21 protein-coding genes are annotated in these 26,481 nt (G+C 59.3%); 10 read left to right on the plus strand and 11 right to left on the minus strand.

What is annotated here, in order from left to right; all coding sequences use genetic code 11:
* Positions 1 to 53: 53 nt before the first annotated feature.
* From ACKVY0_RS29010 to ACKVY0_RS29020, 3 genes are read right to left on the minus strand one after another with little or no spacing between them, the layout of a single operon-like run.
* Positions 54 to 713, minus strand: coding sequence for a hypothetical protein (locus tag ACKVY0_RS29010; protein WP_409218376.1), 660 nt, complete (start codon positions 711 to 713; stop codon positions 54 to 56).
* A gap of 8 nt (positions 714 to 721) precedes the next feature.
* Positions 722 to 1,981, minus strand: coding sequence for an AAA family ATPase (locus ACKVY0_RS29015; RefSeq protein WP_409218377.1), 1,260 nt, complete (start codon positions 1,979 to 1,981; stop codon positions 722 to 724).
* Between the two features lie 25 nt (positions 1,982 to 2,006).
* Positions 2,007 to 4,865, minus strand: a complete 2,859-nt coding sequence (locus ACKVY0_RS29020) for a COR domain-containing protein (RefSeq protein ID WP_409218378.1) — start codon at positions 4,863 to 4,865, stop codon at positions 2,007 to 2,009.
* Positions 4,866 to 5,378: 513 nt separating this feature from the next.
* On the opposite strand from ACKVY0_RS29020, the gene ACKVY0_RS29025 reads away from it, so the two are divergent.
* The 9 genes from ACKVY0_RS29025 (at position 5,379) to ACKVY0_RS29065 (ending at position 15,443) form a co-directional block, all read left to right on the plus strand.
* Positions 5,379 to 5,696 carry a hypothetical protein gene (locus ACKVY0_RS29025; protein WP_409218379.1) on the plus strand — a complete coding sequence of 106 codons (318 nt, stop codon included), beginning with the start codon at positions 5,379 to 5,381 and terminating at the stop codon, positions 5,694 to 5,696.
* A gap of 12 nt (positions 5,697 to 5,708) precedes the next feature.
* Complete coding sequence (locus tag ACKVY0_RS29030) at positions 5,709 to 6,800, plus strand: hypothetical protein (RefSeq protein ID WP_409218380.1); 1,092 nt, start codon at positions 5,709 to 5,711, stop codon at positions 6,798 to 6,800.
* A gap of 34 nt (positions 6,801 to 6,834) precedes the next feature.
* Positions 6,835 to 7,812, plus strand: a complete 978-nt coding sequence (locus tag ACKVY0_RS29035) for a hypothetical protein (protein WP_409218381.1) — start codon at positions 6,835 to 6,837, stop codon at positions 7,810 to 7,812.
* Positions 7,813 to 8,000: 188 nt separating this feature from the next.
* Entirely contained in the window at positions 8,001 to 9,212 is a 1,212-nt protein-coding gene (locus tag ACKVY0_RS29040) for a DUF2272 domain-containing protein (protein WP_409218382.1), read from the plus strand.
* 68 nt (positions 9,213 to 9,280) lie between these two features.
* Positions 9,281 to 10,378, plus strand: coding sequence for an endonuclease/exonuclease/phosphatase family protein (locus ACKVY0_RS29045; protein ID WP_409218383.1), 1,098 nt, complete (start codon positions 9,281 to 9,283; stop codon positions 10,376 to 10,378).
* Positions 10,379 to 10,434: 56 nt separating this feature from the next.
* Positions 10,435 to 11,025 carry an N-acetylmuramoyl-L-alanine amidase gene (locus tag ACKVY0_RS29050; RefSeq protein WP_409218384.1) on the plus strand — a complete coding sequence of 197 codons (591 nt, stop codon included), beginning with the start codon at positions 10,435 to 10,437 and terminating at the stop codon, positions 11,023 to 11,025.
* Between the two features lie 57 nt (positions 11,026 to 11,082).
* Positions 11,083 to 12,180, plus strand: a complete 1,098-nt coding sequence (locus ACKVY0_RS29055; RefSeq protein ID WP_409218385.1) for a glycoside hydrolase family 75 protein — start codon at positions 11,083 to 11,085, stop codon at positions 12,178 to 12,180.
* A gap of 45 nt (positions 12,181 to 12,225) precedes the next feature.
* Entirely contained in the window at positions 12,226 to 13,911 is a 1,686-nt protein-coding gene (locus ACKVY0_RS29060; RefSeq protein WP_409218386.1) for a hypothetical protein, read from the plus strand.
* On the plus strand, positions 13,908 to 15,443 hold the full coding sequence (locus tag ACKVY0_RS29065; protein ID WP_409218387.1) for a hypothetical protein: 1,536 nt from the start codon (positions 13,908 to 13,910) through the stop codon (positions 15,441 to 15,443). Before ACKVY0_RS29060 ends, ACKVY0_RS29065 begins: the two co-directional genes overlap by 4 nt.
* A gap of 1 nt (position 15,444) precedes the next feature.
* On the opposite strand, the gene ACKVY0_RS29070 is transcribed toward ACKVY0_RS29065, so the two are convergent.
* The 4 genes from ACKVY0_RS29070 to xseB form a co-directional block, all read right to left on the minus strand.
* Positions 15,445 to 15,588 carry an adenylosuccinate synthetase gene (locus tag ACKVY0_RS29070; protein ID WP_409218388.1) on the minus strand — a complete coding sequence of 48 codons (144 nt, stop codon included), beginning with the start codon at positions 15,586 to 15,588 and terminating at the stop codon, positions 15,445 to 15,447.
* 59 nt (positions 15,589 to 15,647) lie between these two features.
* Positions 15,648 to 16,010 carry a hypothetical protein gene (locus ACKVY0_RS29075; RefSeq protein WP_409218389.1) on the minus strand — a complete coding sequence of 121 codons (363 nt, stop codon included), beginning with the start codon at positions 16,008 to 16,010 and terminating at the stop codon, positions 15,648 to 15,650.
* Between the two features lie 65 nt (positions 16,011 to 16,075).
* Complete coding sequence (gene dxs / locus ACKVY0_RS29080) at positions 16,076 to 17,965, minus strand: 1-deoxy-D-xylulose-5-phosphate synthase (RefSeq protein WP_409218390.1); 1,890 nt, start codon at positions 17,963 to 17,965, stop codon at positions 16,076 to 16,078.
* 5 nt (positions 17,966 to 17,970) lie between these two features.
* On the minus strand, positions 17,971 to 18,315 hold the full coding sequence (xseB, locus tag ACKVY0_RS29085; protein ID WP_409218391.1) for an exodeoxyribonuclease VII small subunit: 345 nt from the start codon (positions 18,313 to 18,315) through the stop codon (positions 17,971 to 17,973).
* Between the two features lie 273 nt (positions 18,316 to 18,588).
* On the opposite strand from xseB, the gene ACKVY0_RS29090 reads away from it, so the two are divergent.
* Complete coding sequence (locus tag ACKVY0_RS29090; protein ID WP_409218392.1) at positions 18,589 to 19,674, plus strand: PEP-CTERM sorting domain-containing protein; 1,086 nt, start codon at positions 18,589 to 18,591, stop codon at positions 19,672 to 19,674.
* Positions 19,675 to 19,743: 69 nt separating this feature from the next.
* On the opposite strand, the gene ACKVY0_RS29095 is transcribed toward ACKVY0_RS29090, so the two are convergent.
* The 4 genes from ACKVY0_RS29095 to ACKVY0_RS29110 all read right to left on the minus strand — a co-directional run bounded on the left by ACKVY0_RS29095 (position 19,744) and on the right by ACKVY0_RS29110 (position 26,473).
* Positions 19,744 to 21,048 carry a DUF1501 domain-containing protein gene (locus ACKVY0_RS29095; protein ID WP_409218393.1) on the minus strand — a complete coding sequence of 435 codons (1,305 nt, stop codon included), beginning with the start codon at positions 21,046 to 21,048 and terminating at the stop codon, positions 19,744 to 19,746.
* A gap of 40 nt (positions 21,049 to 21,088) precedes the next feature.
* A complete protein-coding gene (locus ACKVY0_RS29100) occupies positions 21,089 to 23,311 on the minus strand; it encodes a DUF1549 domain-containing protein (protein WP_409218394.1) in 2,223 nt (740 codons plus the stop codon).
* 117 nt (positions 23,312 to 23,428) lie between these two features.
* Complete coding sequence (locus ACKVY0_RS29105) at positions 23,429 to 24,916, minus strand: sulfatase family protein (protein ID WP_409218395.1); 1,488 nt, start codon at positions 24,914 to 24,916, stop codon at positions 23,429 to 23,431.
* A 9-nt stretch (positions 24,917 to 24,925) separates the two neighbouring features.
* Positions 24,926 to 26,473, minus strand: coding sequence for a S10 family peptidase (locus tag ACKVY0_RS29110; RefSeq protein WP_409218396.1), 1,548 nt, complete (start codon positions 26,471 to 26,473; stop codon positions 24,926 to 24,928).
* Positions 26,474 to 26,481: the final 8 nt, after the last annotated feature.

The following is a 26,481-nucleotide window of genomic DNA, read 5'->3' on the forward strand; positions in this document are numbered from 1 at the left end:
GCCCGGCAACGGGCTGCTCTACCCGGAAGGCTGCTTACCCTTGTCGCTGCCAGTCAATTCTCCGGATCTTGAACGAAGAAGTCTCGATACGGCTTGTCTTCAAACGAGTGACGCAGCGCAGCATCACGCAGGCTGGCTGCTTGGGCGTCCAATCCTGGCCGCAAGGGGCGCATTCGTGGCGTGAGATGCACCCGGAAGGCCGCACGTCGGTCCTTCACCAATTTTGCATCATTCAGGTCCAGCACTTCGACGGTAATCTCAGCGCGTTCACGATCGGTCTCGTCTGAGGCGATCACGCTCAGTTCTCCATTACTCCGGTAGCGAAAGTAGCGGCTGAAGCTGTAGCCGCCTTCATCAGGGCGCAGTGCCCGCTTGTCATAGCGTGTGCCCTTGCGTTGGCAGCCGTCACAGCAAAGGTAGAGATTGCTCCACACATAAGCCAGACAAGGGAAGTGCTTCTTCGGCAGGAAGTGGTCGATCGTGTCCCGGCTGGAGTAGCCCATCAGGCTGTCGCAGTAGTTGCAATGCTGTCCCGTATGATCTGACAGCAACGTTTGCAGCGTGATATGCTCTCCTGCCGCATTCCGCACCTTCGGCCAGTCGCAGCTCGGCGTCTTGCCAGTGTCACGGTGCTCCTTCACAAACGCCCTTGTCAGTGCGGCACGTTGAGTGCGCAGTTCTTCGGGTTCCTGAGGGCGTTGCCACGGATGCATCGTCACGCTTACAGCTTGATGTTCCGTTTCGGCTCCATCTTTGGCTTCGCCTTCCCGCTCTCAGCCGTGCGGTCAAATTGCGCCACCAGCCCCATCACCAGATTCGTCACCTCCTGGCTGCGTTTGGACAGCTTGTCGGCCTTCAGCCGCATCTCATCCACACTGCTGCCGTTGTTGGCATAGGCCTTGTCCAGCGATGTCTCAAAGTCGGCGATCTCCTGCTCCGTCTCGGGATCAAACCACTCCGTCAGGTCCAGAATCTCCTGCACCGCCGTCATGTAGCTGTCACCACGGCTCGCTTTCTTGGGTGCTTCGATCTTCACCACGCCTTTGGCATCACGAGTGAACTTGTGAATCCATCCCGCATTTAGCGAACTAACTACAAAAGGCGAGTGCGTGACCACAAACATCTGCGCTTTCGGGAACAGCTTCTGCAAGGCCGGTAGCACCCGCCGCTGCCACGCCGGATGCAGATGATTCTCCGGCTCGTCGAGGATCAGCGTGACTGCACAGCTCAGCGGATCGGCGCTATGTTCAAAGTGCTCCGACTGCAACACGACCCACCCTGCCAGCCAATTTAGCAGCGAGCGCAAGCCATCCGGCAGCTCGGAGAAAAACAAACGTTGCCCATCCCATTGCGCGATGAGTTTCAGTTCACGGCCTTGCTGCACCTGAAGCGCAAACCCATGTCCCGTGATTTCACAGATCGCCTGCTCCAGTTTTTGCAGGCAAGCCGTTAGTCTCCCCGCCTCCTGCGCATTAGGTGCCGCATCACGTTCCAACGCCACTCCCATGCGCAGCTTCATCAGGCGCTGAATAATGCCAGAGCCTCCCACCGCACCACTCAGCGTCAGGCATTCGTGCGCACGCGCAATTTTCAGATCCTGTGCAGTCCCGCTCTGCGCTTCTTCAAGCAAAGCAATGCCTGATCCGCCCATGGCAAACACATTGTCGAAGATGTCCATTTGAATGGGCATGCTTGGCGTCTTGGGGTCTTCAGCTCCATCTCGGAACCGCCATAAGCCGCCCCATTCGGAAGCAAACACCTCGATCTCCGCTCCCGAGTCCTGCCTCACGCGGTCTTGCAGCGGAATCAGGTTCCCCAGTGCGCCCATCAATGCGGCCAGCACGCGGGTTTTGCCGGTGCCGTTCTCACCGGTGAAAAGATGCACCTCGGCCAGTCCTTCGGCTCCCTCCACCGCAGGAAATTCCATCTCCCCGTCGGCGAACGGGGCAAAGTTCTTCATCGTGATCTTCGTCAGGCGCATGGCGGATTGTCACTTTTTAGCGGACTTATTGCAAGCCGCGATTCCTTTCATCACGGCGTGCGGCCACATCCGCAATCATCTCCCGCAACGCCTTCTGCACCTGGTTCCAGCCGTTCACGCTTGGGTTGAAGCTCGATAGCGGGCGCAACTGGCCGTTCTGATTTGGCACGGTTTGCAGTTTGCTCAGCCAGTTCTGCTGCGCAAAGGCCTCGCTCGGTTCCAGCAGTACGGGCAGGATCTCCGTTTTGCCCCCTACCTGCCTACGGCGGGCTTCGCGTAGTTCCACGCCCTTGATGTACTTGGAGGCAAAGAAAGCATTGCTTAGCAGCAGCACCACGATGTCGGCCTCCTTCATTTCTTTGCGGATGGCGTCATCCCATTCGCTGCCGGGGCGGATCTTGCCGTCGAACCACCAGGATACGAGGCGCTCATTCTTTAACACATCCAGATGCGGCTTGAGCTTGTCCCAGACTTTGTAGTTTGCATGCGCATAGCTCACGAAGATCTTCAGTTTCGGTGCGCTACTTCGGCGGGCTTTGGCGGGCTGTACTTGCTCTAGCTCTGGGGTTACAGGCAGATTCATGGCACCCATGCGTGTCATGACTTGCACGGCTTCGCCTTGGTATTCCAGTTTCTCCAGTTTCTCCACGCTCTCGTATTGATCCCCCGGCACGGTCAGATACAGTTCCTCCCGGCCCTTCAGGCCATCCGGCAGACCGCGATGGATCTCATCCATGTTCGCCCGCACCACGCCCGCGAGTTCCTGCCGCTCCGCCGCCGTGCCGCCGAGGATGAAGACATCCACACGCGGATTCCGCCGCCGCTCCGCTATCACCAGCGCACGTGCATTTCCCCAGCCCAACACCACCCCGCGCTGCCAGCGGAAGTAATCATCACTCAGCGGATGCGTACGCACGATGAAGCGGCTCATCACTCCCGCAGGCAGCAGCTCATACAGGTAGCGGAAGCGGACCTGCGCCCCCTCGATGTGCGCGGCCACGTGGTAGTCCTTCGGCTCCGGCTCATCCAGCGTCAGCAGGCCGGGCAGCAGGTACAGCGGCTTCCCGTTGATTTCGTCCGCCAGGAAGCCCAGCTCACGGTCCTGCATCAACTCCAGCAGGAACTCATGCACCCGCACGCCATCACGCTCCTCCGGGTAGTCCTCAATGGTCGCCCCGCGCTCCTTGCTCATGCCTTCCATGCCTTCCGCCAGCACCTCTGGGAACTCTCCCTGCCAGAGCTGCCCCGGTTTGTTTTGGAAAGGCTTCCGGTGAACGCCCCGTACCAGCCCGTAGAGGCCATTGGCCGCCCAGTTCGGGTTTAGCACGCGGGTATCCCGCAGCCGTTCGTCATCGCCATAGTAAAGCGCCACGCCTAGCGCATTCAGGTTCTCTGCCAGACTCGTCTGCGCGCCTTGATCCGTCACCCCGCAGTCCACACAGACCTGTCGGTAGGCCTCCCAGTTCAGGAAATGCCTCCGCTTCGTCGCGTCCTTATGAGACACCAGTTCATCCAGCTTCTGCCGCACTTGAAAGTAAGTCAGCGGCCACTCCTGCCGCACCGCAGGCATCTGTGCCAGCACCGCGCAGATCGTCTCCCTCAGGCTATCGATGCCATCGCCCGACTTACAGTCTGTCTCCACAAAGGCGCGGATGTTCGGGTGCTCGCGTTGCAGGCGGCGTTTCTCCACATCGTAGGGGCCGGGGCTGCGCCACTTGTTCAGCACCACGATCACCGGGGAGTGCTCCACCTTCTCCCCGTCCTTCCGGCTGCCGTAGCGCTCCACATGGCTCAGCCAATACTCCGCCTCCTCCATCTGCTGCCCACCGCGACCGTCCAGCACCACCACATAGAGGCTGCGCTCCGTCAGGAAGAAGCGGTGCGTCTCATGGGTGATCTCCTGGCCTGCAAAGTCCCACACATGCACCTTCACCGGCTCCCCACCCGGATAAGCCAGCTCCCAGGGCCGGATATCGATCCCCGGCGTCTCTGCCTGCTCCTTCTTAAACTTCTCACCACGCAGCGCCCGTGAGACGGAGGTCTTACCTGCCTCCCCACGTCCGACGAGCAGGAGTTTCACCTCATTTAGAGGGCGGGTGCCTTTTTGCTGTGCAAAATAATAATCTAGAATCGCCTGCGGCTTCGCGGGCGGGTTCTTTACACTGCTAGCACGCCGCGTCGGCCCCAGCACCTCCGCAGGCAGCCCCAAGCGTGGATTCCGGTGCAAATAAAGCTCCTTCAGCGCAGGGATCTGGCCGATCTCAGGTGGCAGCCTTTTGAGTGGGTTATTGTCGAGGAAGAGCAATGTCAGCGATGTGAGTTTGCCAATCTCCGGCAGCAGTGTGCTAAACAGGTTGTTTGCAAGATCAAGCTGCGTCAGCTCAGCAAGCTGGCCAACCTCAGGCGGCAGTGTGCTTAGCTGGTTGTTGGCGAGGGAAAGCTTCGTTAACGCGGAGAGCTGGCCGATCTCCGGCGGCAGGCTCGTGAGCTGGTTGTCGGCGAGGCGAAGCTCCGTCAGCGCGGCGAGCTGGCCGAACTCCGGCGGCAGGCTCGTAAGCTGGTTGTCTTGGAGGTAAAGCACCCTCAGCGCGGCGAGCTGACCGAACTCCGGTGGCAGGCTCGTGACCTGGTTTTCGGCGAGGATAAGTTCCCTCAGCGCGGAGAGCTGGCCGAACTGCGGCGGCAGGCTCGTGAGCTGATTGCTGTAGAGGCCAAGATCCGTCAACGCGGTGAGCTGGCTGATCTCCGGCGGCACCTGGGTCAGGCCGAGGCGGCTCAGATCGAGATGCGTCCCCTGCTTCCCCTCACGGCGGCAGGCTTCGATTTTCTCCAGCGCTACCTCATAGGCAGCCTGGGCTTCTGGGGTCATGGGCGGGAGCGGCATGGTGGGGAGGATGACGGATGAATGCGGAATGTCGAATGGCTGGGGGCGATTGTTTCTTGGTGCGGAGAGTCTTTATAGGCGGCATTTTTTCGGGGTTGGCGGGGAAAGTCGAGACAAAGTCCGGAAAAAGCTTGTGCCGAGGTGGGGGCTTCTGCTGCAATCGCAATTCAATGCATGCGGCGCACTCCTCCCATGGCTCACGAACGGCTCTGTTTGAGACGGTCGTGACGCGGAAGCCATGGATCGAGAGCTGGATGGCCGGGAGCAAAGGCAAAAAAGCAGTGCTGACGGCGCTGCAAGGTGCCCCTGCACACCGAACCTCTCCCCGTGTGGCGCTGGGGGCGATGCGGAGTCTGCGGTGGGGCGAAAGGGGTGGTTTGAGGCAGTCGCGAACCCACTTTTCTAAATTAAGATTCAGATTGGATAAGAAGTTTGACGAGTTTTGTGGGTCTGGCAGTGGCTGGAAGCCATCGGTAGCTGCTATTATTTCCGTGTATATCGCTGCGCAAGGCCTTGCAGCCGCTGGAGTTGCCACAAAAGTCGCTGTTTTTGCATCCGCTTTCGCTGCCTTCTCCCCAGTGTCCGCTGGTTTTGGCTCTACGGTCGCTTTTTGCCGGACTGCGGTCGCTGGGAGGCGGTCTGCTGCCGCTTTTCTGGCTTCTGTTGCCATTGCAGAGTGGGGTAAAGCCGCAGCAGAGGCAGGAAAAGCGACTGCATGATGAAAAAAAGCGGTTGCAGAGGGTGAAAAAGCGGCCAGCATGGGCTCATGAAGATGCTGCGATGTATTTCACCGGCGCTCGAAGGCGCTGTGGAGCCGTTGCTTTTGCCTGAGGAGGCACGCCTATGCCAAACCCTGCCGGAGCCTACTACGATGATGGCCTCACATTTTGGGATGACGGCTCCACCTATGATTCCGCCATCGATCCGGCGGCAGTGCTGCTGACTTCCTCTGAACACATCCCTCTTAACTCAACCGCCATGGAATACTGGGAAATCACCAAACAACGCGCGCAGGAGACCCTGCCGGTGTGGACACAATACCTGCCGACCTTCAAGGTGGCGGGACAGGGCACGGCCGAACTGACGGCGCTGATCGACGGCTTTGAGCCGCTGGTGCAGGGCCGCACAGACGCGCAGGACACCTATGATGCCGCCTTCCGTGCGGCGCAGGATGCGCTGCTGCGCATGAAGGGGCTGGGAACCAAGGTGCCGGCCATCATTGAGGCGCATCTGGATGAGAATGCGGGCATCATGAAGGACGTGGACGACCTGTATGCCACGGCGACGCGCTCCGAGGGCACGATTTTGAAGCGCCTGCGGGAACTGCTGCCAGTGTGGACGCGGGCGAATACGGTGCTGGCGGCCCAAACCCCCGCACAGGACGCCATCGTGCGCACCGTGGGCGGCGTGAGCTACACGGTGGTGAGCGCAAAGGCGCTGCTGGATGGTTACACCAATCTGGTGAAGACCATGAAGGACAAGGAGGAACTGCTGGACCGCAAACGCGCCGAGCTGCGCGCACATGATCGTGCCGCAGACCAGCTCAACAAGCGCTGGTACAAGGCCGTGAAGGCCAGCAATGATCCCGGCAGTGATGTGTATGAAGCGCTCAACGGCATCACCACCGAGCCGACCACGCCCGCGCCAGAGACCATCGAGATCCACACCATCACCCAAGGCGGCGACGGCGGCCTGCAAGTGCTGGTGGCCTACGCCCCAGGCGGTGGCGCGCACGCCACGACAAAGCTCGTCAAATGGCAAGTCGTCGGCGTGGACGCCGACTTCACCCACAGCACCCCCCTAGACCCCAGCGGCAACGCCCTCGGCCCCTTCCAAGTCGGCCAAACCCTCAAAATCCTCACCGAAACCACCAACTCCTCCGGCACCCGCACCACCGCGCCAAGAACGATCGTGATCGTGGAGCCGGTGGTGTGAGGTGTACAAACAATTGTCCTTGATCCTGCCCGCTATGACTCGCTTTTATCCACTGGGTCCGCTTGTGCTTGTATGCGCGCTACTTTCAAGCTGCGTGGTGAACCGGGATCGGTTCTCGTTTGTTGAGTACAGCCGCAACCCGGCGAAGTACAATGGCGGACAGGCTTTTCAAGCCTGGCAACCTTCTGACCAACTTGCGCTGGCGTATTCTAGCAATGTGGTGGCGATTTTTCGGGCGAAGGCGACTGGAGCACGAGTGACGCGAGAGCTTTCCGGATCGACTCAAGTTGCCATGTCAGCGCTGGCGGGTACGACTGCGGCATTCAACTTCACTAAGTCCGGTATCGCAGTGCTTGGTCTCGGGAGTTCATTGATTCCCACCTTTCAAGGCATCTTCAATGCCAAAGGCCGCGCGGAGGCTTATGCAGATGCGGTGCGTCTGATCGAGACGGCACAGGCAGACTATTGGTCCCACAATCAGAAGGCATCCGACAATGAGCTGACACAGAACGGCGTGACGCTTATCCAACGCACGCAGGCGACGATTCATGTGGTCGAAAAAACTCTTTCAGGACGCATCCCAACGATCATCGACCTACAACAGGCGACCGAGCCTATGAGCGAGGTGGGGGCGAAGACGACCCAGGCCGGAACGGCACACAACCATATTCCTGCTACTGGGAAGCTGCCGGAACTGCGGGAGCCAACGCCACCCAACCCTGACGGATCCCAGCCCGCTGTCGCCTCGCGCAGCGCGACGACAATACAGAAGTCGATTCTTGGCACCTCCAAGAAGCTGACAAGCGACACTCTGCCGCCAACTGTGGTAGCCGAAATGGATAAGATTGATCCAAAGACTAAAAAGCCAGATCCTGCGGACCCGACCAAGGTTATTGAGGCGGCCCCGGTTTACCCGAGGACCCGCGCAGGACTCAACCAGCTGACAGCTTTCACTTTTGATACCACCAAACTCAAGGATCTGGAGAAGGCGGTCGAGGATGCCACGAAATGACCAGAAAGCCAGCCGAGAACATCCACCCGTGAAATCTCATGAATGAATTAAACCCTGAAATCATCACGCTGAGCATCCCGGACGAGGAATGCAAGACGACCGGCGAGCTGACCACATCGCTACGAGGATTTGAGGAGACGCTCAAAGAAGTCGTGGGAGCCGGGCTGTTCGATCCCCATGGAACTAACATGAACATCGTCGATGTCGTTTTTCGCCCGGATGGTGTCCCTCTGCCCGCCCTGGAGGTGTTTGAGGCCGAGACAGAGGATAAGGTGCGCGAGATCATGCGAACGCACAGCGTGGTGCAGTATGCGGTGATGAAGATCAACGGGCAGCCAAAAAAAGTGGTGGTGGCACGGGAGGGAGTGAGTCTCACGCTGCGAGGGAAGATGTCCACTTTCGGAGGCCCGAAGGACACGGGGATGAAGCCAAGGGAGGGGCTGGCGATCATCCGCGACAAGGACATTCAAGACCGGCCCGACATCGCGGCGTTGTTCGAGGACAAGCGTGGTCCCGCGCTGGGACGAAGGCTGCTCAACAAACAAGCGAGCTACATCGCTTGCCGTTGGGATTACAAGACGACTTCACGGCTTCATTTGCTGGATAGCGAGGTCATCGTGCGCAATCCACTCACAGGAAAGACGGTGAAGGCAAAGCCTGCGGATTGGGGGCCCGCCGAGTGGACGAACCGGGTGGCCGACCTGTCGGATTTTGCGGTGGGAGAGCTTGGATTGAAGACTGATGACGTGTGCGAGGTGATCATTCCGCTGCCCAAAGGAGCCAACGGCCCCGTGCTGCCGGCCGCCGCGGGATCGGATCTACGGGGGGCGGTGGTGGCGGTGGCACGCGGCCAGTTTGAGAGATTTCACGGCATCCATGAGGGGAATGAGCCTCTCTCTTCTCGCATCAAGGGGTATTGGGATGAGCTTCAGGGCGTGACGGGAGCAGGTTTTGTGTTTGAGGACACTGGGGTTGCCTGGTCTGCTGTGTTTGTCTGCTGGTGCTTGATGCAGGGAGGAGTGCAGCATGCGGATTTTGGTTTTGCCGTGGCGCATTCGCGTTTTGTCTTCGCGGCGAACAAGAGGAGACAGACGGACCCCGTGGGGCGTTATACGGCCCAGCGGATTGAGGAGTATGCGCCCAAGCCAGGCGACATCATTCAGAACAACCGAGCGGGAAACAGCTTTAGCTTCGATCAAGCGGTCAAGATGCCACAATACAAATCCCACAGTGCCATTGTGGTTGCAGTCGGCGAGGATGACCAGGGGCTTTGTGCGATCACCGTCGGTGGCAATGAGGAAGATGGTGTGGGAATGAAGCGCCTGCCGCTGGATGGAGCGACGGGTAAGCTTGTGCCGCGCAAACGCTCCCCGTACATCTCGATAATCAAACTCGATTAGCACTTCCCTGTTTAGACTTCATCACAGACACCGAAAGCGATCAATCCTAAACCCAAGAACACACAACCATGCCATTCTACAACAAACTGAGATCAGAAAAGCCGGAAGACCGGCGCACGGCGGAACGACTGCTGCACCTCAAGGCCCAGATGGACGCGGAGGTGCCGAAGAAGGACCTCGACAGGCATCTGCTGGTGGCGACGTGGAACCTGCGGGAGTTCGGGGCGGCTAAGTATGGGGAGCGCACGCGGGAAAGCCTTTATTACATTGCGGAGGTCATGTCGCACTTCGACCTGATCGCGGTACAGGAGGTGCGCAGTGATTTGAAGGCACTTGACCAGTTGATGGACATCTTGGGCCAGTCGATGTGGAAGTACATCGTGTCCGACGTGACGCAGGGCAAGCAGGGCAATGATGAGCGGCTGGCTTTCATTTATGACACACGGAAGCTGTCTTTTGGCGGGCTGGCCGGGGAGATCGTGCCGGAGCAGACGAAGAAGAAGGACGGGCTGCTGGCGGCGGACTCGGCGTATGCGCGCAGCCCTTACATGGTGGGATTCCGTGCGGGCTGGTTTCGTTTCAGCATCTGCACGAGCCATGCCTACTATGGTAAGGGGGCGAAGGATCCGCAGCGGATCAAGGAGATGGGTGATTTGGTGCGGCAACTGCAGAAGCGGGTGAACGATCCGGACCCCTGGGCACGGAACATCATCGTGCTGGGGGACTTCAACATTTTCTCGGAAGATGACAAGGCAATGGAGTCGCTGACGAAGGCGTTCACAAGGCCGGCGGTGTTCGTGGGAAGCAAGAAGGGGTCGAACCAGATGATGAACAAGCCGTATGACCAGATCGGCTTCATCTCGCCGGATCTGGGCTACCAGCTCGACAAGGCGAACGCGGGGATCTTCAATATGTACCAGTCTGTGTACCGCGAGGAGGGTGACGAGGGGCTGTATCCCTGGGACAAGACGAATGTGCCGAGCTTCCGGGAATGGCGCTCTTACCAAATGTCGGACCACCTGCCGATGTGGGTGGAGTTGAAGGTGGACTTTGCGGACGAATATCTGACGGGGAAATCACGCGTGCCTGCGCCGAAAGACCCCGCGCCGGCGGCGAAGAAAGCGGCGGCAAAACGTCCGAAGAAGAAGGCGGCGAAGCCTGCCTGAAAAATGGCCGACGCCATGTCGAGAGACTGATTTCAACCTTTGACCCAGACATTACCATGATCCTCCAACGCCTCACAAAACTGCTCAGCGAAACCCCGCGTCCAAACAATGTGCAGCCGACGCTGCTGATCCTGCACGCAACGGCGGGGGCGAGCGCGCGGTCGAGCATCGAATACCTGAGATCGAAGGGGAACGCGTATCATTTCATCATCGCGCGTGACACAAAAGACTCAGACTGGACGCACAAGTCAGACGGGACGGAGTGCACGGTCTTCCAGTGTGTGCGCTACCACCACCGGGGGCGGCATGTCTCCACGACGATCCCGGTGCCGGGGACGAATGGCGGGCACATCAATGATCACAGCATCGCGATCAGTCTGGCGAATCTGCAAGCGCATGTGCCGAATGATCCCAAGGCTGGGCCGGAGGAGTACACAGCACAGCAGATGCTGGCGCTCAATGAGCTCATTGTCCTGGTTAAAAACGAGGTGCCGTCGCTGACGCGCCTGACGACGCATGCCGTGGTGCAGCCTTGGAACCGGGGAGACCCGGCGCGCATCGACGGCCCCGCGTTGGCGGCAAGGCATGGGCTTACTTGGTGGCAACCAACGGCGGCAGAGATCAAGAAGCACAAGCCCAAGAAATAGAACTGCGCGATGAAACGCTCTTTTCTACACCCGCTATGTGCGCTGGCGATATCATGCTTGGCACATGCCCAGACGCCGGGGGAGGCATTGCTCAAAGACGCGGCCTCCCCGCATGCCTGGGTGGTGGTGGACCGCGTGGAGTCCGTGCCCGTACCCGCCGCCAAGGCGCTGCCTTTTTTTAAGTTGGAGACGAAGGCGGAGGTGGTGAGGCCGCGGGCACTGCGGACGCTGCCTGAGCTGCACAAGCTGAATCCGAAGCTGGGGAAGACGCTGCCAGGACTGGAAGGGCTGCTCAAGAAGGCGGAGGTGGCGAAGCAGTTTCACCAGCTCTACGACGCGAAGGTGAAGGCGGTTAGCGGTATGAGCACGAGCCTGTTCTTTGACTGCGCCACGGTGCTGAATCTGAGGGATGAGAAGAGCGGGCGGAAGGCGGTTCTATTCCAATCAGACATGGATGTGGACACGGACGGGACGGACCCGGTTCGGAAGGCGAAACTGGAGGATTATGATGAGGAGCGCATCTCAAGGTCGTTCCTGCCTAGGCTTGCCTACGGCTGGCCGAACGCGGAGAAGGCGGTGAGTCCTTTCCTGGCCTATCCGGGTAGTCTTCTGCCAGGACTGAAACGCGTGCAGGCGCTTGTGAACGAGGAACAGGCAAAGGACCGCCGGGGCACGGTGTGGCCGAAGATCGCCCAGGTTTGCGCGGAGCAGATCGACCGGGTGACGAAGATTAGCCAGAACAAGGACTTGATCGAGGATCTGACGCTGCGGCGCTTCCCGCTTTCGGTGGAGGAGCCATTTGTGGTGATCCCCGGCTCATGGAAATACACGGCGGCAGACCCGCACGGCCTGACGATGGGCTGCCAAGGGGTCGTGATCGTGAATTCGAAGGCGTTTCCCTGCATGCTGGCGGACTCCGGGCCGGAAGAGAAGTGCGGGGAGGCATCCCTGCGGTTGTGCAAGGCGGTGAACCCAGACGCATCAGGTGTGAGGGGGGCGCTGGACGGTCTCGGAGCGACGTATGTTCTTTTTCCCGGCACGGCCATGAAAGGGAAGCCTGACCTGGTGAAAATGCGTGCGGAGGCGGAACGGCTGCTGGGGGAGCTCGGAGGACTCGGACCCGGGGCGACATGGCATGAATGGCAGGCCCGCTGATGCACTGCAAGAATCTCCAACCCCGAACATGAGATCCATTTCAGCATGAGCGACAAAAGCCCCAAAACAAAGACCGGGAAGACCGGGGTTAACCTCAAATGGCCATTGCTGTGCCTTCTCATTCCACTGCTCGTCGGAGGGATTCATTTTGGCAGCCAGTCCTTCGCCATCCGCGATGAGAAGCCACCGGGTATCGAGCTGAAAAGAGGTGCCCCCGAGCATGGTGTGTTCGCAGCACGCGCGGGTCTCTGGAATGAAGATGGAAGCCTATTGGATAAAGGGCGGGCCGAAGGAACACTCTCGACAGCCGTGACACTGTGGGTGCGGAATCTGGACGGCTGGCTCATCGACTTGGCGGAGGCCAATGAAGGTCTCATGAAGGAGACGGGCCTCTCCCCGGCCCGTTGGAGGGTCTTTCACGAGCAAAGAAAACTGCGCTCTTCGAAGGACGGGAGCAAAAAGGATCCCGTGGTGCATCCCGAGGAGATGCGGACGAAATTCAGAGAATGGCTGGTGAGGCTGACCTCTGATGCCGCCCGGTTTACTGCCCTGATGCCGCCAGCCTGCCCCACACCCGCCAGACTGATGAGCGATGATTTTCCGGCGGATGCCGGGGAGAAAGAGCAGTTGAAAACCTTTCAAAAAAACCTCGGGGAACTGGTCAAAAAGCAGCCTCAGGTGGCATGCGGACTGGTGAACATGGACGGCCAAGCCTTTACGGCGGATGATCTCACGCGTTTCGTGGCTGACATCGGCATCACATGGAAGTTGAAACTGGCGGGAGAGGAACAAAAATTCCAGGACTGGATCGAGCAATGCCGCCAGAGATTGCGTCTGGTGATCGCGGGAAAGATATTTGCTAGCATTCCTGCGGACTTCCAGGGCAGGTTGCCCTTGAGTAAGAGTGATTTTGGAAGGCTTTTTGGTCCGGAAGCCAACCCCGACAATGACACCATCCATCGCCTGTGTTTCCGGGAGATCACTCCGAGCAAGGAGGAGCTGGAGGCGTTCCGCTCGCTGGTAAGCATCTATGGGGTGGACTGCGCGGCCCCGCTGACGATCTGCCTGCCGCTGGGGGGCGGGCGGACGCTGGAATCGTCTCCGATCATGAGGTCGCTGGTGAATGACGGCAAGATTGCGGTGGAACTGCCCTTGCGTCCGGTGCTTTTGCGCTCGATCGCCTGGGGGCTGGTGGCCGGAGTCATCAGCCTGATCCTGATCGTGGCCCTAACCACTGGGACGTTGCGGGAGGCGGTGCCGGAGAAAAAGGATTTGATCCCGACATGGGAGCGCAGCCCGTGGAGCGTGTCGCGGGTGACCTTTGCGATGTGGCTGGGGGTATGCACGAGCTGTTACGTTTATTTGTGGGCGATGCGGATGGACGTCCAGGTACTCTCCGGCTCGGCTCCGCTTCTTCTAGGGATTCATGGCAGCACGCTGCTCGCGGCTTCGTTCATCAAAGCCAGCCGTCAGGTGCAAAACCTGACGCCAACCCAGGGATTCCTGATGGACCTGGTGACGGAAGGCGGGGAGGCGGAGGTTTCCCGACTACAGATGGTGGTCTGGAACGTGGTGCTCGGCGTGGTCTTCGTCTGGCAGACCTTCGCCCGGTGGGAGATGCCGGAGTTTGACGCAAACTTGATGGCGCTGATGGGCATCAGCTCTACGGCCTATGTGGGATACAAGTGGAACGCTTCGCAGAAACAAGATCAGACCGCATCCAATCCATGAGCACCATGCAAATCGCCTACATTCTCCTGTCTCTCGCCAGTCTGCTCCTTCTGACGCAATGCACAACGGTGGGAAAGCCGATGCGCCATGACCCGGAGAAGCCGCTGCCGGGTGCGAAAGACGGGGCAAAGCCGGCGGCGATGGACGCGTGGTATGTCGAATCGAAGGCGACGGCGGGTGGGAAGCCGTATTCGTGCTCGTTTGTGGAGTTTGACGGCCGCGGGGACTTCATCGACTTCAAGCAATACCGCGCCGCATGGGGAAAAGTGAGGGATCTGGGAGAAAAAGACCGCCTGCTGCTGGTGCAGTACTGCCACGGCTGGAAGAATAACAGCCAGTCGGGTGACGTGGTGGAGTTTAACTCGTTCCTGCGGCTGCTGGCGAACTCGCCGGACATTCAGCGGCAGGGCTTTCGAGTGCATGGGGTGTACCTGGCGTGGCGGGGGAACGTGTTCAAGCCAGCGGTGAACCTCCAGAGCGAATATGCCCGGAACCTGCGGGCGGACTTTGGCGACCAGGACATCGTGAATCCAAAGCATCACCGGAGGCTGCCGCTGTTTACCTGGGTGGGTGAGCAACTGAGCTACTGGGGGCGCAAGAAAGCGGCGGAGGCAGATGTGGCAGGTGCGCCGCTGGCGCGTGCCGTTTTTGCGTGCGCCAATGTGGCCAAGAAGCGGAGCGAGCAGAACCGAGTATTCGTCATGGGGCATTCGATGGGGGCGCTACTGCTGGAGAAAAGCGTGGGACAGGCCATCGTGGGTCAATTGGCGGCAGAGTATCCGTGGTTTGATAAAGCTGCGGTGTCGAAGGTGAATCCGACGCCGTTTGACCTTATGCTGTTTGTGAACTCGGCAGCGCCTTCGACGCACTCGAAGCAGCTGGGGGATGTGCTTTGGGGACACCGGCAGGCTCTCAAGAAGATGAATCCCGTGCCGTCGCACGCGGACGCGCCGCTGATCATGTCGGTGACCTCGGAGGCGGACTCGGCAACGGGGAAGATTCATCCGCTGGGCAATCTGCTCGCGGGCCTTTCGCCAAGTCTGCAACGTCGGCACACGGACGTGCTGACGGACGGCAGCCGGGACGAAAAGAACCGGGAAATCCCCTCCGGCTCGCTGCACCAGAGCTACTACTACCGGCGTACGCCGGGGCACAATCCGCTGCTCGTGGATCATTGGGTGGTGCCGGAACTGGCGCCAAGCCGCGCGACACCTTGCGACACCTGCGCGGGTGTCCTCCAGGACAATCTGCGGCTCGATGAGGGGCTGGGAGACGCGGAGCTGTTTTTCACCACCCCCAAGAATGCGCAGTCTGGAGTGAAGGCGTGGCGGGTGGCGGAGGAGGTGCCATCTCACGCGAAAAAAGATTGGGAACGAGTGAAAGGGCTGCTGCCGCTGGACCGCCAGTCGAACTACTGGACGATCCGCTGTCCGAAGGAGCTGATCGGCGGGCATAACGACATCTGGTCGGCGCAGGCGATGGAAATGTATGCGGCGTTGTACCGCCTAGCGGTATGGCAGTCACGGCATTGACTCACGCCACGAGCGTCTGCTCACGCGTGGGGCCGACTCCAAGGAGGCTGACGCGAGCGCCGCTGAGGGCTTCGAGGCGTTTGAGGTAGGCTTTGGCGAGATCGGGGAGGTCGGCGAAGCTCTTGACGGTGGTCAAATCCTGCATCCAACCTTTGTGGGTCTAATATCCAGCGCCAGGCTGGGTGGAGGAGCGGTGAGTATCTCTCAAACTTCAAACGAGTGTGTGATTGGCAGCGGTGCGCCGCAGATCACACACAACGAGCGCTTCGTGTTGGTCTTCGCACCGCAGCTCGGGCAATCGACGATTTGCGTGCGCATTTTTCCATCGGTGGTGCCGTCGCGCAGGTCGATTTCGAGGACGCGCGATTGCAATTCTTCCTCGGTGAGGCCGTGTTTGTCGCGCAGCAACTCCCACATGGCCTGACAGCAAAGAGAGAGGCGCTCAATGCGGCGTTGCAAACGAGACAACTCGGCGGCAGCGCTCTCGGCTTTGTTCTCTGCCCGGTCGGCGGTTTGATTGGTAGACGAAATCTGTCCCTGTTGATGAAGATCCCAAAGTAAGTCCATGGGCGCATGGCATAGCCGAACCAGCAGCGGCTGGCGATTACCAAAAGCGGCAGGATTTCGAATGCTCAGCGACCCAAGGCACCGAGCACCTTCGCGACGGTGTTTTCGACGCTGAGGCCGTGCTTTTGGCGGAGGATGGCGGGGGTGCCGTGTTCGATGAACTGGTCGGGCCAGCCGATGCGGACGACGGGGGTGTGGATGCCGGCGTCGTTAAGTTGCTCGATGACGCCTGCGCCGAAGCCGTTGCGGAGAACGTGGTCTTCGAGGGTGCAGACGACCTGCACTTTTTTGGCGAAGGATTCGAAGCAGGCCATGTCGAGGGGCTTGATCCAGCGCGGGTTGATGAGGGCGACGGAGAGGCCTTTGGCTTCGAGTTCTTTCTTGGCGGCCTCAGCGACGGGGAACATGTCGCCGAGGGCGATGAGGGCGACGTCGCTGCCTTCAGCGATGACTTCGGCCTTGCCGATTTCGAGGCGGACGGGCTTGTCCTTGGGCATGATGCCGGGGCCGTTGCCACGCGGGTAGCGGATGGCGATGGGGCCGGATTCGTAGCAGGCCATGGTCCAGAGCATGTCCACGAACTCGTCTTCGTTGCGCGGCTGCATGTGGACGAGGCCGGGGACGCCACGAAGATAAGCGATGTCGAAGAGGCCGTGGTGCGTGGGGCCGTCGTCGCCGCTAAGGCCGCCGCGGTCCATGCACAGGCGCACGGGGAGGTTTTGAACGGCCATGTCATGCACGATCATGTCGAACGCACGCTGCATGAAGGTGGAGTAGATGGTGAGGAAGGGCTTGAAGCCACGGGTGGCGAGGCCGCAGGCGAAGAGCGCGGCGTGTTCCTCGGCGATGCCGACGTCGAAGTAGCGCTCGGGAATTTCCTTTTTGAAGACGCTCAAGCCCGTGCCGCCGGGCATGGCACCGGTGATGGCGACGATTTTTTCATCAGCCTTGGCGAAGTCGGTGACGCTGCGGGCATAGACCTGGGAGTAGGTGGGCTTGTCGCTGGCGGCGGTTTCGCCAGTCTCGCTGTTGTATTTGCCGAGACCGTGGAATTTGCCGGGGTCGTTGAGGGCAGGGGTGTAGCCGCGACCTTTTTCGGTGATGATGTGGAGGATCACCGGCTCGTCCTGAGTCTTGAGGAACTCGAAGGTCTGGATGAGCAGCGGGATGTTGTGGCCGTCGATGGGGCCGTAGTAGCGGATGCCGAATTCATCGAAGAGGGAACTGCGATTCGACGGCGTCTGGCTCTGCGGCAGGAGAATGTTCTTGGCGTGATCTTCGACTTTCTTGGCGATGCGGCGTGCGTCTTCGCCGAGCATGAACTCAAGCAGCTTGGCGGCTTTTTGATGCAGGTTCGCGTAGGCGGGATGGGTGGCGATGGTATTGAAGTACTTCGCGATGGCACCGACGTTGCGGTCGATGGACCACTCGTTGTCGTTGAGGACGACGATGAGGCGCTTGGTGTGCGCAGCGACGTTGTTCATCGCTTCAAACACGGGGCCGCAGGTGAAGGCAGCGTCACCGGCAACGCAGACGACGTGCTCGTCACCACCGGCGAGATCGCGGCCAGTGGCCATGCCAAGAGCGGCACCGAGGGCGGTGCCGGCGTGGCCTGCGCCGTAGCAATCGTGTTCGCTTTCGGTGCGCAGGAGGAAGCCGTTCAGGCCGTCGTGCTGGCGAATGGTATGGATCCGGTCCCAGCGGCCGGTGAGCATCTTGTGGACGTAGCCTTGATGCGCGACATCGAAGACGAAGCGGTCTTTGGGCGTGTCGAAGACTCGATGCAGGGCGATGGAAAGCTCCACGACGCCGAGATTTGGGCCGAGATGGCCGCCAGTCTGGCTGAGGGTTTCGATGAGCGTCTGGCGGATTTTTTCCGCAAGTTCGGGCAGTTTCTCCAGCGGCAGGGCTTTGAGGTCGGCGGGGGAGTTGATGGCAGGCAGTTGGGTGTCCACAGGGTCTAAAAGAGTCGGATTTCGCCGCCTTCGGTCTCGGCGGTTTTGCGGCGGCGGGGCTGATTACGGGGCTTGTCGGCAGTTTCGGCGGTTTCTTCGTCGTTCGCCGTGTCTTCAAATGGCGTGAGAGCGGCTTTGCCACCCTCCAGATCGCCGCTGATGAGTTCGACGCGGCGGCGGGCACCGTCGATGCGCTGGCGGCAGAGCTTGAGCAGGCGCACGCCTTCCTCGTAGCTGGAAATCATTTCCTCCAACGAGAGCTGGCTGTCTTCCATGCCTGCCACGATTTCATCGAGACGCTGCATGGCGTCCTCAAAGGAGGGATCGGTCTGGAGGCTGGGTTTGCTCATGAAATGGGGCGCTCTGACGCTGGGTCGGAGGGGCCGCCATTATCAGGGGCTCTAAGGGTGTCGCAAGCAGGAAAAGCTGCCGAGGATCGTGCTTTCAACAGTCGGCTCAGAAAAGGGCTGGTTCTTCCACGAAAGGGAGGGAAACACAGAGTGGTGATCAGACGGGGAGGTGAGGGAAAACGGGCGACTATGGCGAATCTGAGATCTTGGGGCAGAACATTTATAAATTATTGAATTTATATTCGGTATTGTTAAGTATATATTTGGTCACTTGTGAAAAGCCTCATTTCCAGACTTTGCCTCTATGCCAGCATGCTGAGCGCCATTTTTTGGCCTCAGCCTGCGAGGGCTTATCTGGGCAGTTTTGAGGAGCAAGACGGCTACCGTATTCCGTTGGATGGCCAGATTCTTTCGACCTTTCTGGCAGGCGATGCGCAGTTTTACCTCAACAACATCGACGCTAATGGCTACACCGGCGTGGTACCGCTTGGAACTTACCCCAACACCCTCGGCGATGGAACGCATGGAGCTGACCTGAGCCGCTACAATGCCGGGGAGTATGGAACCAACCATAGCGGCCCCGGCGGGACGGCGGTGGACATTACGGACAACTCGGGTCTTTGGCGTGCGCTTGCCGGAGGGCGGCTCAACGAAGATGTCAATGCCCCCTACTACAACGGCAGCAACTTTACTCGTGACTATGTGCATGCTTATCGCTACTCAGGCGCACGGACGGGATCGGCGGTGCTCAACCTCCTGGCTTCGGAGACGAACCTGAGCTACGCCTACACGCTTGATGCACGTGATCTCAATGGCACGGCTCCTTCCGCCACAGCTGCCAACTTGATTCAAATGGCGTTTTGGCTCTGCCCCTCCGACTGGGATGACACTGACACGGACAATATTCTGGGGATTTCCCTGCGTGATGCGATGAATCAGACGGTCTTCCAGGTGGGGTACACCGGCGACAACATGCTGCAATACCGACTGACCGGTGGGGCTTGGCAGACAACTTCAAACCGGATGGGAACGGCAGGATGGTCTGAACTGGTGGTGATTCTGGACACAGTGAATAACACGGCGGGCATTGCGGTGAGCGCTTACGACGACAACACCTCCACGCTTGCCTCTCAGACTTACGTTTTGAGCAATCAAAGCCTTGGGCTTGACGCGGACGCTCTGACCGGTCTCCAGTGGGATCTGCGTGGGGGTTCGCTCAGCAACGGGGCCGCCAGTTTCAAAAACTACTTTGATGACTTCAATTTTACCGTGAGTCCGGTGTTGGTTCCCGAGCCAAGCGGCATGTTATTGGCAGGCTTGGCAGTTATTGCGCTGCTGCTGCAAAGGAAACGGCACTGAGATCGAGTACATAAAAAAACACCCGGCCTTGCGACCGGGTGCTTTTGAATGGAACGACTGACTTTGGGATCAGGCAAACATGTCGGTGACCGGAACGCCCTTGTCGCCGACCGTGAACGGACGGTTCGAGGGGGACATGACGACTTCGTCAACCGGGAGGCCCATGCCGTGGCCGATGGTGGCCAGGAAGTCCTGCGGGGTGACCTGCTTGTCGGCAACGCGACGGCCTTCCTTGTCGGTGGAGCCATACACGAAGCCGCCCTTGATGCCGCCGCCGGCGAAGACGGTGGAGTAGGCGAGCGGATAGTGATCGCGGCCATCATTTTCGTTGATGTCCGGTGTGCGGCCGAATTCGGAACCCATGACGATCATCGTGGACTCAAGGAGTCCGTTGGATTGAAGATCTTCAATCAGGGTGGCGAAGACATTGTCCATCGTGGCACCGGTGTTGCCCAGTGCGGTGTCGATGGTGTTGTGCATGTCCCAGCCGCCGAACTGAACTTCGACGAAGCGAACACCGGCCTGAACGAGACGGCGGGCAAGGAGGGCCCCCTGACCGAAGTTGTTACGACCGAATTTTTCGCGAACTGCCGCAGGCTCCTGGCTGAGATCGAAGGCCTTGAGGTCTTCGCTCTTCATGAGCTTCATGGTTTCGTCGTAAAACTCGGAGTAGGACTTCACTTCTTCCGACTGGAACTTTTTGCGGAAGGAAGTGTCGAACTCATCCATGAGGGAGATGCGCTTCTTGAACTGGTCGTCCGAAGCGGTCGGCTTGATGTTCTGAAGGCCGCTCTCAGGATTGGAGATCGGAATCGGGCTGGTGGTGGTCGGGAAGAAGCCAGCACCTGGATAGGCGCTGCCACTGTTGACTACCACGCTGTCCGGCAGAGTCACACCCTTGATACGACCCAGGAAATGCGAGGCCCAAGCACCCATGCTGGGGTGAACAATGGTTCCGCGAGGCTCGTAGCCCGTCTTCATGGTGTAGGTGCCGGCCTCATGCACGCCGGTCTTGGAGGTCATGGAGCGGATGATGGAGAACTTATTAGCCACCTTGGCCATCTTCGTCATCGTTCCACCCAGACGGTCCATGTTGCCGGAACCAGCTTCCGCCTTGATGGGATCGGTCGGGCCCTTGGTGGCACCGTCCTTGGGATCCCAGGTGTCGATGTGGGTCATACCGCCATTCATCCAGAGGAAGATGACATGCTTGGCCTTGCCGAAGCCGGGGGTGCCGGCACCGGTGGTGCTGCCAGCGGCACGGAGCAGGGAGGAACCTGCGGGCAGCAGGCTGACGCCAAGGGCGGTCTTCGCAGTGCGAAGCATGAACTCGCGACGCGAGACATCGTTGAGACGGTTCAATTCGGTTTTCATAGAATAATGTTTAAGTGCGTGTTGTTAGGTTGAGGGTGGTTTACTGGATGAAAATGAACTCACGGGTGTTGATGAGCGCCCAGATCATGTTGGAGTAGCCATCGTCACCGCTGCCGATGGCGCGTTTGGCGATGTCCTTCTCAGACAAGGTGGGGCGACGGCTGAGAACGGAAACGAAGAGCGCCTCAACTTTTTCAGGTGGTGACTTCACTTTTTCCATCGTGCGGAAGATGAGGGATTCTGGGCTGGTGAGCATCTGCTGCGCCTTGCCGTTCATCATCATGAGCACTTGCGGTACCGACCCAGTTTTGGTGCTGCCGTCAATCAGTGCACGGGGTGACTGGCCGAAGTCGATCAGGAAGTGACCGTTCGGGGCTGGCTGATCGAGTTCAGCAGCACGGCGGAGAACCATTCCGTTGTAGGAGATAGAGGCATTTTCCATCATTTCTCCGGCAGGTTTGGCTTCTCCCTTGCCTTTGGATTTCTTGTTGTCTTCCATCATCATGTCACCACCGGCTTCAGCCAAGCCTCCACCCATGAGGGCGTTTTCTTTTTTGGCCATGTTGCGGAAAGCCTCATATTTCATAAGCACCGTCTCGGCATCAAGTTTGGGATTGGTAAGATCCAGATCGATAGAACGGCTATAAAGATCTTCGAGCGGCTTGGTGTACTTGTCGGGGTCGCCGAGAACCAAGGTCATGTAGGAGTCCCATGCCTGCTCAGCGGTCATGCGGCGAAGCAGTGGCCCCTGGAAGTAGTAGGGTTCGCCCATGGCGATTTTTTCTGACGTGGACTCGGACTGATAGGCGCGGGTATTGTAGATGATACGCATGAAATCCTTGATGCTGAACTTCACACGCTTCATTTCCTCGGCCAGATGAACGAGCAGTTCAGGATTGGCGGACTGTTTTGGATCATCAATGTTGGTCACCGGCTCCGTGATGCCCTGGCCGAAAGCACGCTTCCACATGCGGTTGGCGATCGCCATGGCGAAGCGGGGGTTGCTGGGGTCGGTGGTCCACTTGGCAAAAGCGGTGCGGAGACCTTCCGCATCTTTGATCTTCTGTTTGTAGGCTGCCAGATTTTTGTCGTTCTTGCTCCACATGATGAATTTTGGCTCCACCGGATCAAGGGGCTTGGCATCTGGATATTTGTAGTCATGCGGCAGTTTCATGCTGTTGGTGTTCATATCACCGATGATGCTGCGGTTGGCTCCAATGTAGTTCTGGATGCCATTGCGGACGCGTTTGATGTCCTGACCGCTCTTGGTGATGATCTCCTCAATTTTCGGCATCAAGTCATTCATGACATTCATCATGCCGGGAGAATCCTTGCCCTTGCGGGCCTGCGCGGTGCGCATGTTGGTGGTCGTGGCACCAAAGAATGCGGCCATTTCAAAAAACTGGTGCTGGGTCCAGTCCGAGAACGGATGGTCATGGCACTGGGCGCAGGCTACATCGGTTCCAAGGAAGACAGCGAGGGTGTTTGCCAGATTGTCCAGCGGCATGCCTGCATCACGCAGGAGGTAGCCTGCTTGGCCATTATAAGAGCCGTCTGGTTTACGGTCCCACATTTTGCCAGTGGCGGTGAGCATGTCAGTAACAAGCTCGTTCCAAGGACGGTTCTTCGCGATCTGATCCTGCAGCCAGTTGATGTAGGGGACGCCGCGCAGGTTGTCCTGCTCCAGGCGGTCCTTCACGCGCAGCATTTCCGCGAAGTAGTTGAAGGTGTTGCTGCTGTAACCGGGGCTGTCGAGCAGCATGTCGATCAACTTGGCACGTTTGTTCGGATTGGAATCCTGGAGGAACTGCGTGGTTTCCGCATGATTTGGAATGCGGCCTACGACGTCGAGGTAAACACGACGCACAAACTGCTCGTCGTTGGCCATGGGGTTGAAACCGGTGATCGGCTTCTTGCCGCCTTTCGCACGTTCGGGATTGGCGCGGACAAGGCCCTTGGCAACGAGATTGTCCACGGCCGCAGATGCCTGGGCGACGGTGGAGTTTGCCAGCATTACGGGCTGTTCCGAAGGCTTCATGGTTTTTGCCAGCGATTGGTCTTCCGCAGACAGGTTGGTCAGCGGGAACTTGTGCGTGGCGCCGTCTGCGGTTTGCAGGATGATGTTCTCACCATCGAGTCCGATGAATGAGGCGGTGACTTGGCGGCCCTTGGTGTCCGTCCAAGTGCGCACATCCGCCACGGCGGAGGTCGCAAAAAGAGCGGTGACGAAGAGGCTGCTGAGCAGTTTCGTGGTTTGTTTCATGGTGGTGTGGAATGAAGTGATGGTACTTCCAGTGGGGCGAACGCACTGGAACGCCTCTCAATTAGACAAATTTGCACATTTTTTGTGATTTAAGCAAGCCTGTTGGAGCCAGCCGGTTCACCGCCCTGTCCCCGACTGGATCTTTTCGAGGGCGGCGGCCATGTTTTGGACCCGCTCCGGGTGCATTTCGGCCAGATTCTCGGCTTCCCCAAGGTCTTGGGACAGGTCGTAAAGCCGCGCTTTGGGGGCATTGCCGGTCTCATTATGAGTATTTTTGCTGACCGCCTGTCCGGGACTGGAGGGGATGAACTTCCAGACTCCCTGCCTCAAGGCCAGTGGTCCGCCCTGTTCCACCAGTTCGGCCCGGCCTGCGGAATCTTGCCCGAGCAGGGCAGGGAGCATATTTTGGCTGTCTCGGGCGGACTCGGGTGCTTTTTGGCCGGTCAATGCAGCAAAACTGGCTGGAAAATCGACCTGACTGACCAAAGCGGCACTCACCCCCGGGTTCACTTTCGCAGGCCATCTAATAATGAAAGGCACTCGCGTCCCGCCCTCAAATGCGCTGTATTTGCCACCCCGCAACGGCCCGGCGGGCTTGTGCGTCCCCAATTTCTCCACCGCATCGTCCTTGTAGCCGTCATCCACCACCGGCCCGTTGTCGCTGCTCAGCAGGACGAGCGTATTCTCCTTCAACCCCAGCCGGTCCAGCGTCGCGAGGATCGTTCCCACGCAGTCATCGAACTGCAAAATCGCATCACCACGCGGCCCCATGCCGCTTTTGCCCACGAATCGTGGATGCGGCACCCGTGGCACATTCGGATCATGGGCGGCGAAATAGAGAAAAAACGCCCCGCTCTTGCTCGCCTCGATGAATTTCACTGCCGCCGCCGTGAAGGTGTCCGCCATGTCCTCGTCCTTCCAGATGGCCGACTTCCCGCCCTTCATGTAGCCGATGCGGCTGATGCCGTTGATCAAAGCCATATCATGGCCGTGGCTGGGGTGCATCCGCAGCAGTTCGGGATTCTGTTTGCCCGTCGGTTCGCCTGGAAACGGCTGCTGGTAGCTCACCTGGATCGGATCGGCGGGATCGAGGCCCACCACGCGATGATCCTGCACATAAACACACGGCACGCGGTCTCCCGTCGCCGCCATGATGAAACAATGATCGAAACCGATCTCGTTCGGTCCTGGCTTGACCTCGCCATTCCAGTCCAGACCGCCATCACCGAGTCCCAAATGCCATTTCCCGACCACGCCGGTCCGGTAGCCTGCTCCTTGAAAAATGGAAGCCAGCGTCGCTCTGCCCGGCGGGATAATCAGCTTGGCATCGCCCGGCAAAACCCCCGTTCCCTTTTGGCGAAAGGCATACTCGCCCGTCAGCATCGCAAACCGCGACGGCGTGCAGGTTGCCGCTGCGCAGTGCCCGTCGGTAAAACGCAGCCCCTCTGCCGCCAGTCGGTCAATGTTCGGCGTCGTGATCGTTTTCGAGCCGTAGCACGACACATCGCCATAACCGAGGTCGTCCGCATAAAGCAGCACCACATTCGGCTTCTCCACCGCCACGGCTGTGGCAACCAACAACAAGGCAATCAGGCAGCGTTTCATGGCTTCATTTCACTTCAAAGCCTTCGCGATGAACGCTGCGATGTCCGCATGCATCTTCTCCATGTCCGGGCGGTTCGTGTACATCATGTGGCCGGACTCATACTCGGCGACTTCGATGTTCGGTCTCAACTCCTCCGGCAGATGCATCTGGCGCAGGCTGTGCAGCATGTTGTCCGGCGGCGTCACCAGATCACGCCAGCCGACCAGCGCCAGCACCTTGAGATGCGGGTTTTGTTTGATCGCATCCGCCAGTTGGCCGCTCACGCTCGTGTAGCCGTTGCCCTTGCCGTGATTCCAGTTCGGCTGCGGCGCCAGCACTTCATAAGGCAGGTCTTTTTCATACTTCAGCTCCTCGCGCAGATACGCGTTCATCGAAGCCGCCGCCACGCTGCCCACCACGCGCATGAACGGCTCGATCTGTGGGTGCTGCTCCGACTCATCGCCATCACGGCCCGTCACCCGTGCATCGTAAGCTCCGATCACCAGCCTCTCCTTCCGCAGCAGCATCTCGCGGAAGACCCCGCTGTCGATGCGCAGATGCTGCTCGTCGATCAGCTTCGGCTCCAGCCCCGTCAATCGCGCCAGCTTCTGAACCACCACATCACGCTCTGCCTTTGGCAGATCGCTGCCCTTCAGCAGCACCCGGGCATACTCGCCAAACGCGAACTCACGCGACTCCGCCACCGCCTTCTTGAAATCCGCCTGCAAATCCGCCGGCAGCTTCTTGTGATAATGCGCCGTTGCCGTCATCGCAGGCAGCAGCACCTCATAGGGCAGATCATTGAGCGGCCCGGGAATCAGCACATCATAATCCAGCAGGCCGGACACGATGATCAGCCCGTTCAAATACATGCGATGCCGCTGCTGCAAGTGCTGCGCCAGCCCACCGCCGCGAATGCCACCATAGCTCTCCCCCGCGATGAACTTCGGCGACCGCCAGCGCTGCTCCCGCGTCACCCACAGCCGCATGAACTCGCCCACGCTCTTGATGTCCTCCTCGACACCGAGAAACTCGCTCAAGTTCTTCGGATCCTCCGCACGACTGAAGCCCGTGTTCACCGGATCGATGAAAACCAGGTCCGTCACATCCAGCAGCGAGAACTCATTGTTCACCAGCCCGCCCGGCGGCTTCGGCGGCGTCAGTCCATCCGCTGGCAGATCAACACGCTTCGGCCCGAACGCCCCCAGATGCAGCCACACCGAGCTGCTGCCCGGTCCGCCATTGAAACAGAACGTCACCGGTCGCGAACCCGCGTCCTTCACGTCTTTCATCGTGTAGGCCGTGTAAAACACCTGCGCCGACGGCTTCCCATCCGGCTTCAAGATCGGCAGCGTCCCCGCCGTCGCCTTGTACGCGATCTCCTTCCCACCTACCATCACCTTGCCCTCCGTCACCACCGGCTTGTCCGCCTCAGGCTTCTTCTCGTCCTTTTTCTCCTCCTTCTTCACCTCCGGCGTCGCATCAGGCTTGTTCGGCTTCGCTTCTTCAGCAGACAGACAAACCGACATCATCAAAGCCGGCAAAAGGGTGGAGAGGAGGATGGAGTTGAGGCGCATGGTTGTGA

This window comes from Prosthecobacter sp. (assembly GCF_046154365.1).
GTDB lineage: Bacteria > Verrucomicrobiota > Verrucomicrobiia > Verrucomicrobiales > Verrucomicrobiaceae > Prosthecobacter.

Bases quoted from the DNA above. Each gene is read 5' to 3' on its own strand.
- ACKVY0_RS29010 (WP_409218376.1), bottom strand. From the start codon at position 713: ATGCATCCGTGGCAACGCCCTCAGGAACCCGAAGAACTGCGCACTCAA.
- ACKVY0_RS29015 (WP_409218377.1), bottom strand. From the start codon at position 1,981: ATGCGCCTGACGAAGATCACGATGAAGAACTTTGCCCCGTTCGCCGAC.
- ACKVY0_RS29020 (WP_409218378.1), bottom strand. From the start codon at position 4,865: ATGCCGCTCCCGCCCATGACCCCAGAAGCCCAGGCTGCCTATGAGGTA.
- ACKVY0_RS29030 (WP_409218380.1), top strand. From the start codon at position 5,709: ATGCCAAACCCTGCCGGAGCCTACTACGATGATGGCCTCACATTTTGG.
- ACKVY0_RS29035 (WP_409218381.1), top strand. From the start codon at position 6,835: ATGACTCGCTTTTATCCACTGGGTCCGCTTGTGCTTGTATGCGCGCTA.
- ACKVY0_RS29040 (WP_409218382.1), top strand. From the start codon at position 8,001: ATGAACATCGTCGATGTCGTTTTTCGCCCGGATGGTGTCCCTCTGCCC.
- ACKVY0_RS29045 (WP_409218383.1), top strand. From the start codon at position 9,281: ATGCCATTCTACAACAAACTGAGATCAGAAAAGCCGGAAGACCGGCGC.
- ACKVY0_RS29050 (WP_409218384.1), top strand. From the start codon at position 10,435: ATGATCCTCCAACGCCTCACAAAACTGCTCAGCGAAACCCCGCGTCCA.
- ACKVY0_RS29060 (WP_409218386.1), top strand. From the start codon at position 12,226: ATGAGCGACAAAAGCCCCAAAACAAAGACCGGGAAGACCGGGGTTAAC.
- ACKVY0_RS29065 (WP_409218387.1), top strand. From the start codon at position 13,908: ATGAGCACCATGCAAATCGCCTACATTCTCCTGTCTCTCGCCAGTCTG.
- ACKVY0_RS29070 (WP_409218388.1), bottom strand. From the start codon at position 15,588: ATGCAGGATTTGACCACCGTCAAGAGCTTCGCCGACCTCCCCGATCTC.
- ACKVY0_RS29075 (WP_409218389.1), bottom strand. From the start codon at position 16,010: ATGGACTTACTTTGGGATCTTCATCAACAGGGACAGATTTCGTCTACC.
- xseB (WP_409218391.1), bottom strand. From the start codon at position 18,315: ATGAGCAAACCCAGCCTCCAGACCGATCCCTCCTTTGAGGACGCCATG.
- ACKVY0_RS29095 (WP_409218393.1), bottom strand. From the start codon at position 21,048: ATGAAAACCGAATTGAACCGTCTCAACGATGTCTCGCGTCGCGAGTTC.
- ACKVY0_RS29100 (WP_409218394.1), bottom strand. From the start codon at position 23,311: ATGAAACAAACCACGAAACTGCTCAGCAGCCTCTTCGTCACCGCTCTT.
- ACKVY0_RS29105 (WP_409218395.1), bottom strand. From the start codon at position 24,916: ATGAAACGCTGCCTGATTGCCTTGTTGTTGGTTGCCACAGCCGTGGCG.
- ACKVY0_RS29110 (WP_409218396.1), bottom strand. From the start codon at position 26,473: ATGCGCCTCAACTCCATCCTCCTCTCCACCCTTTTGCCGGCTTTGATG.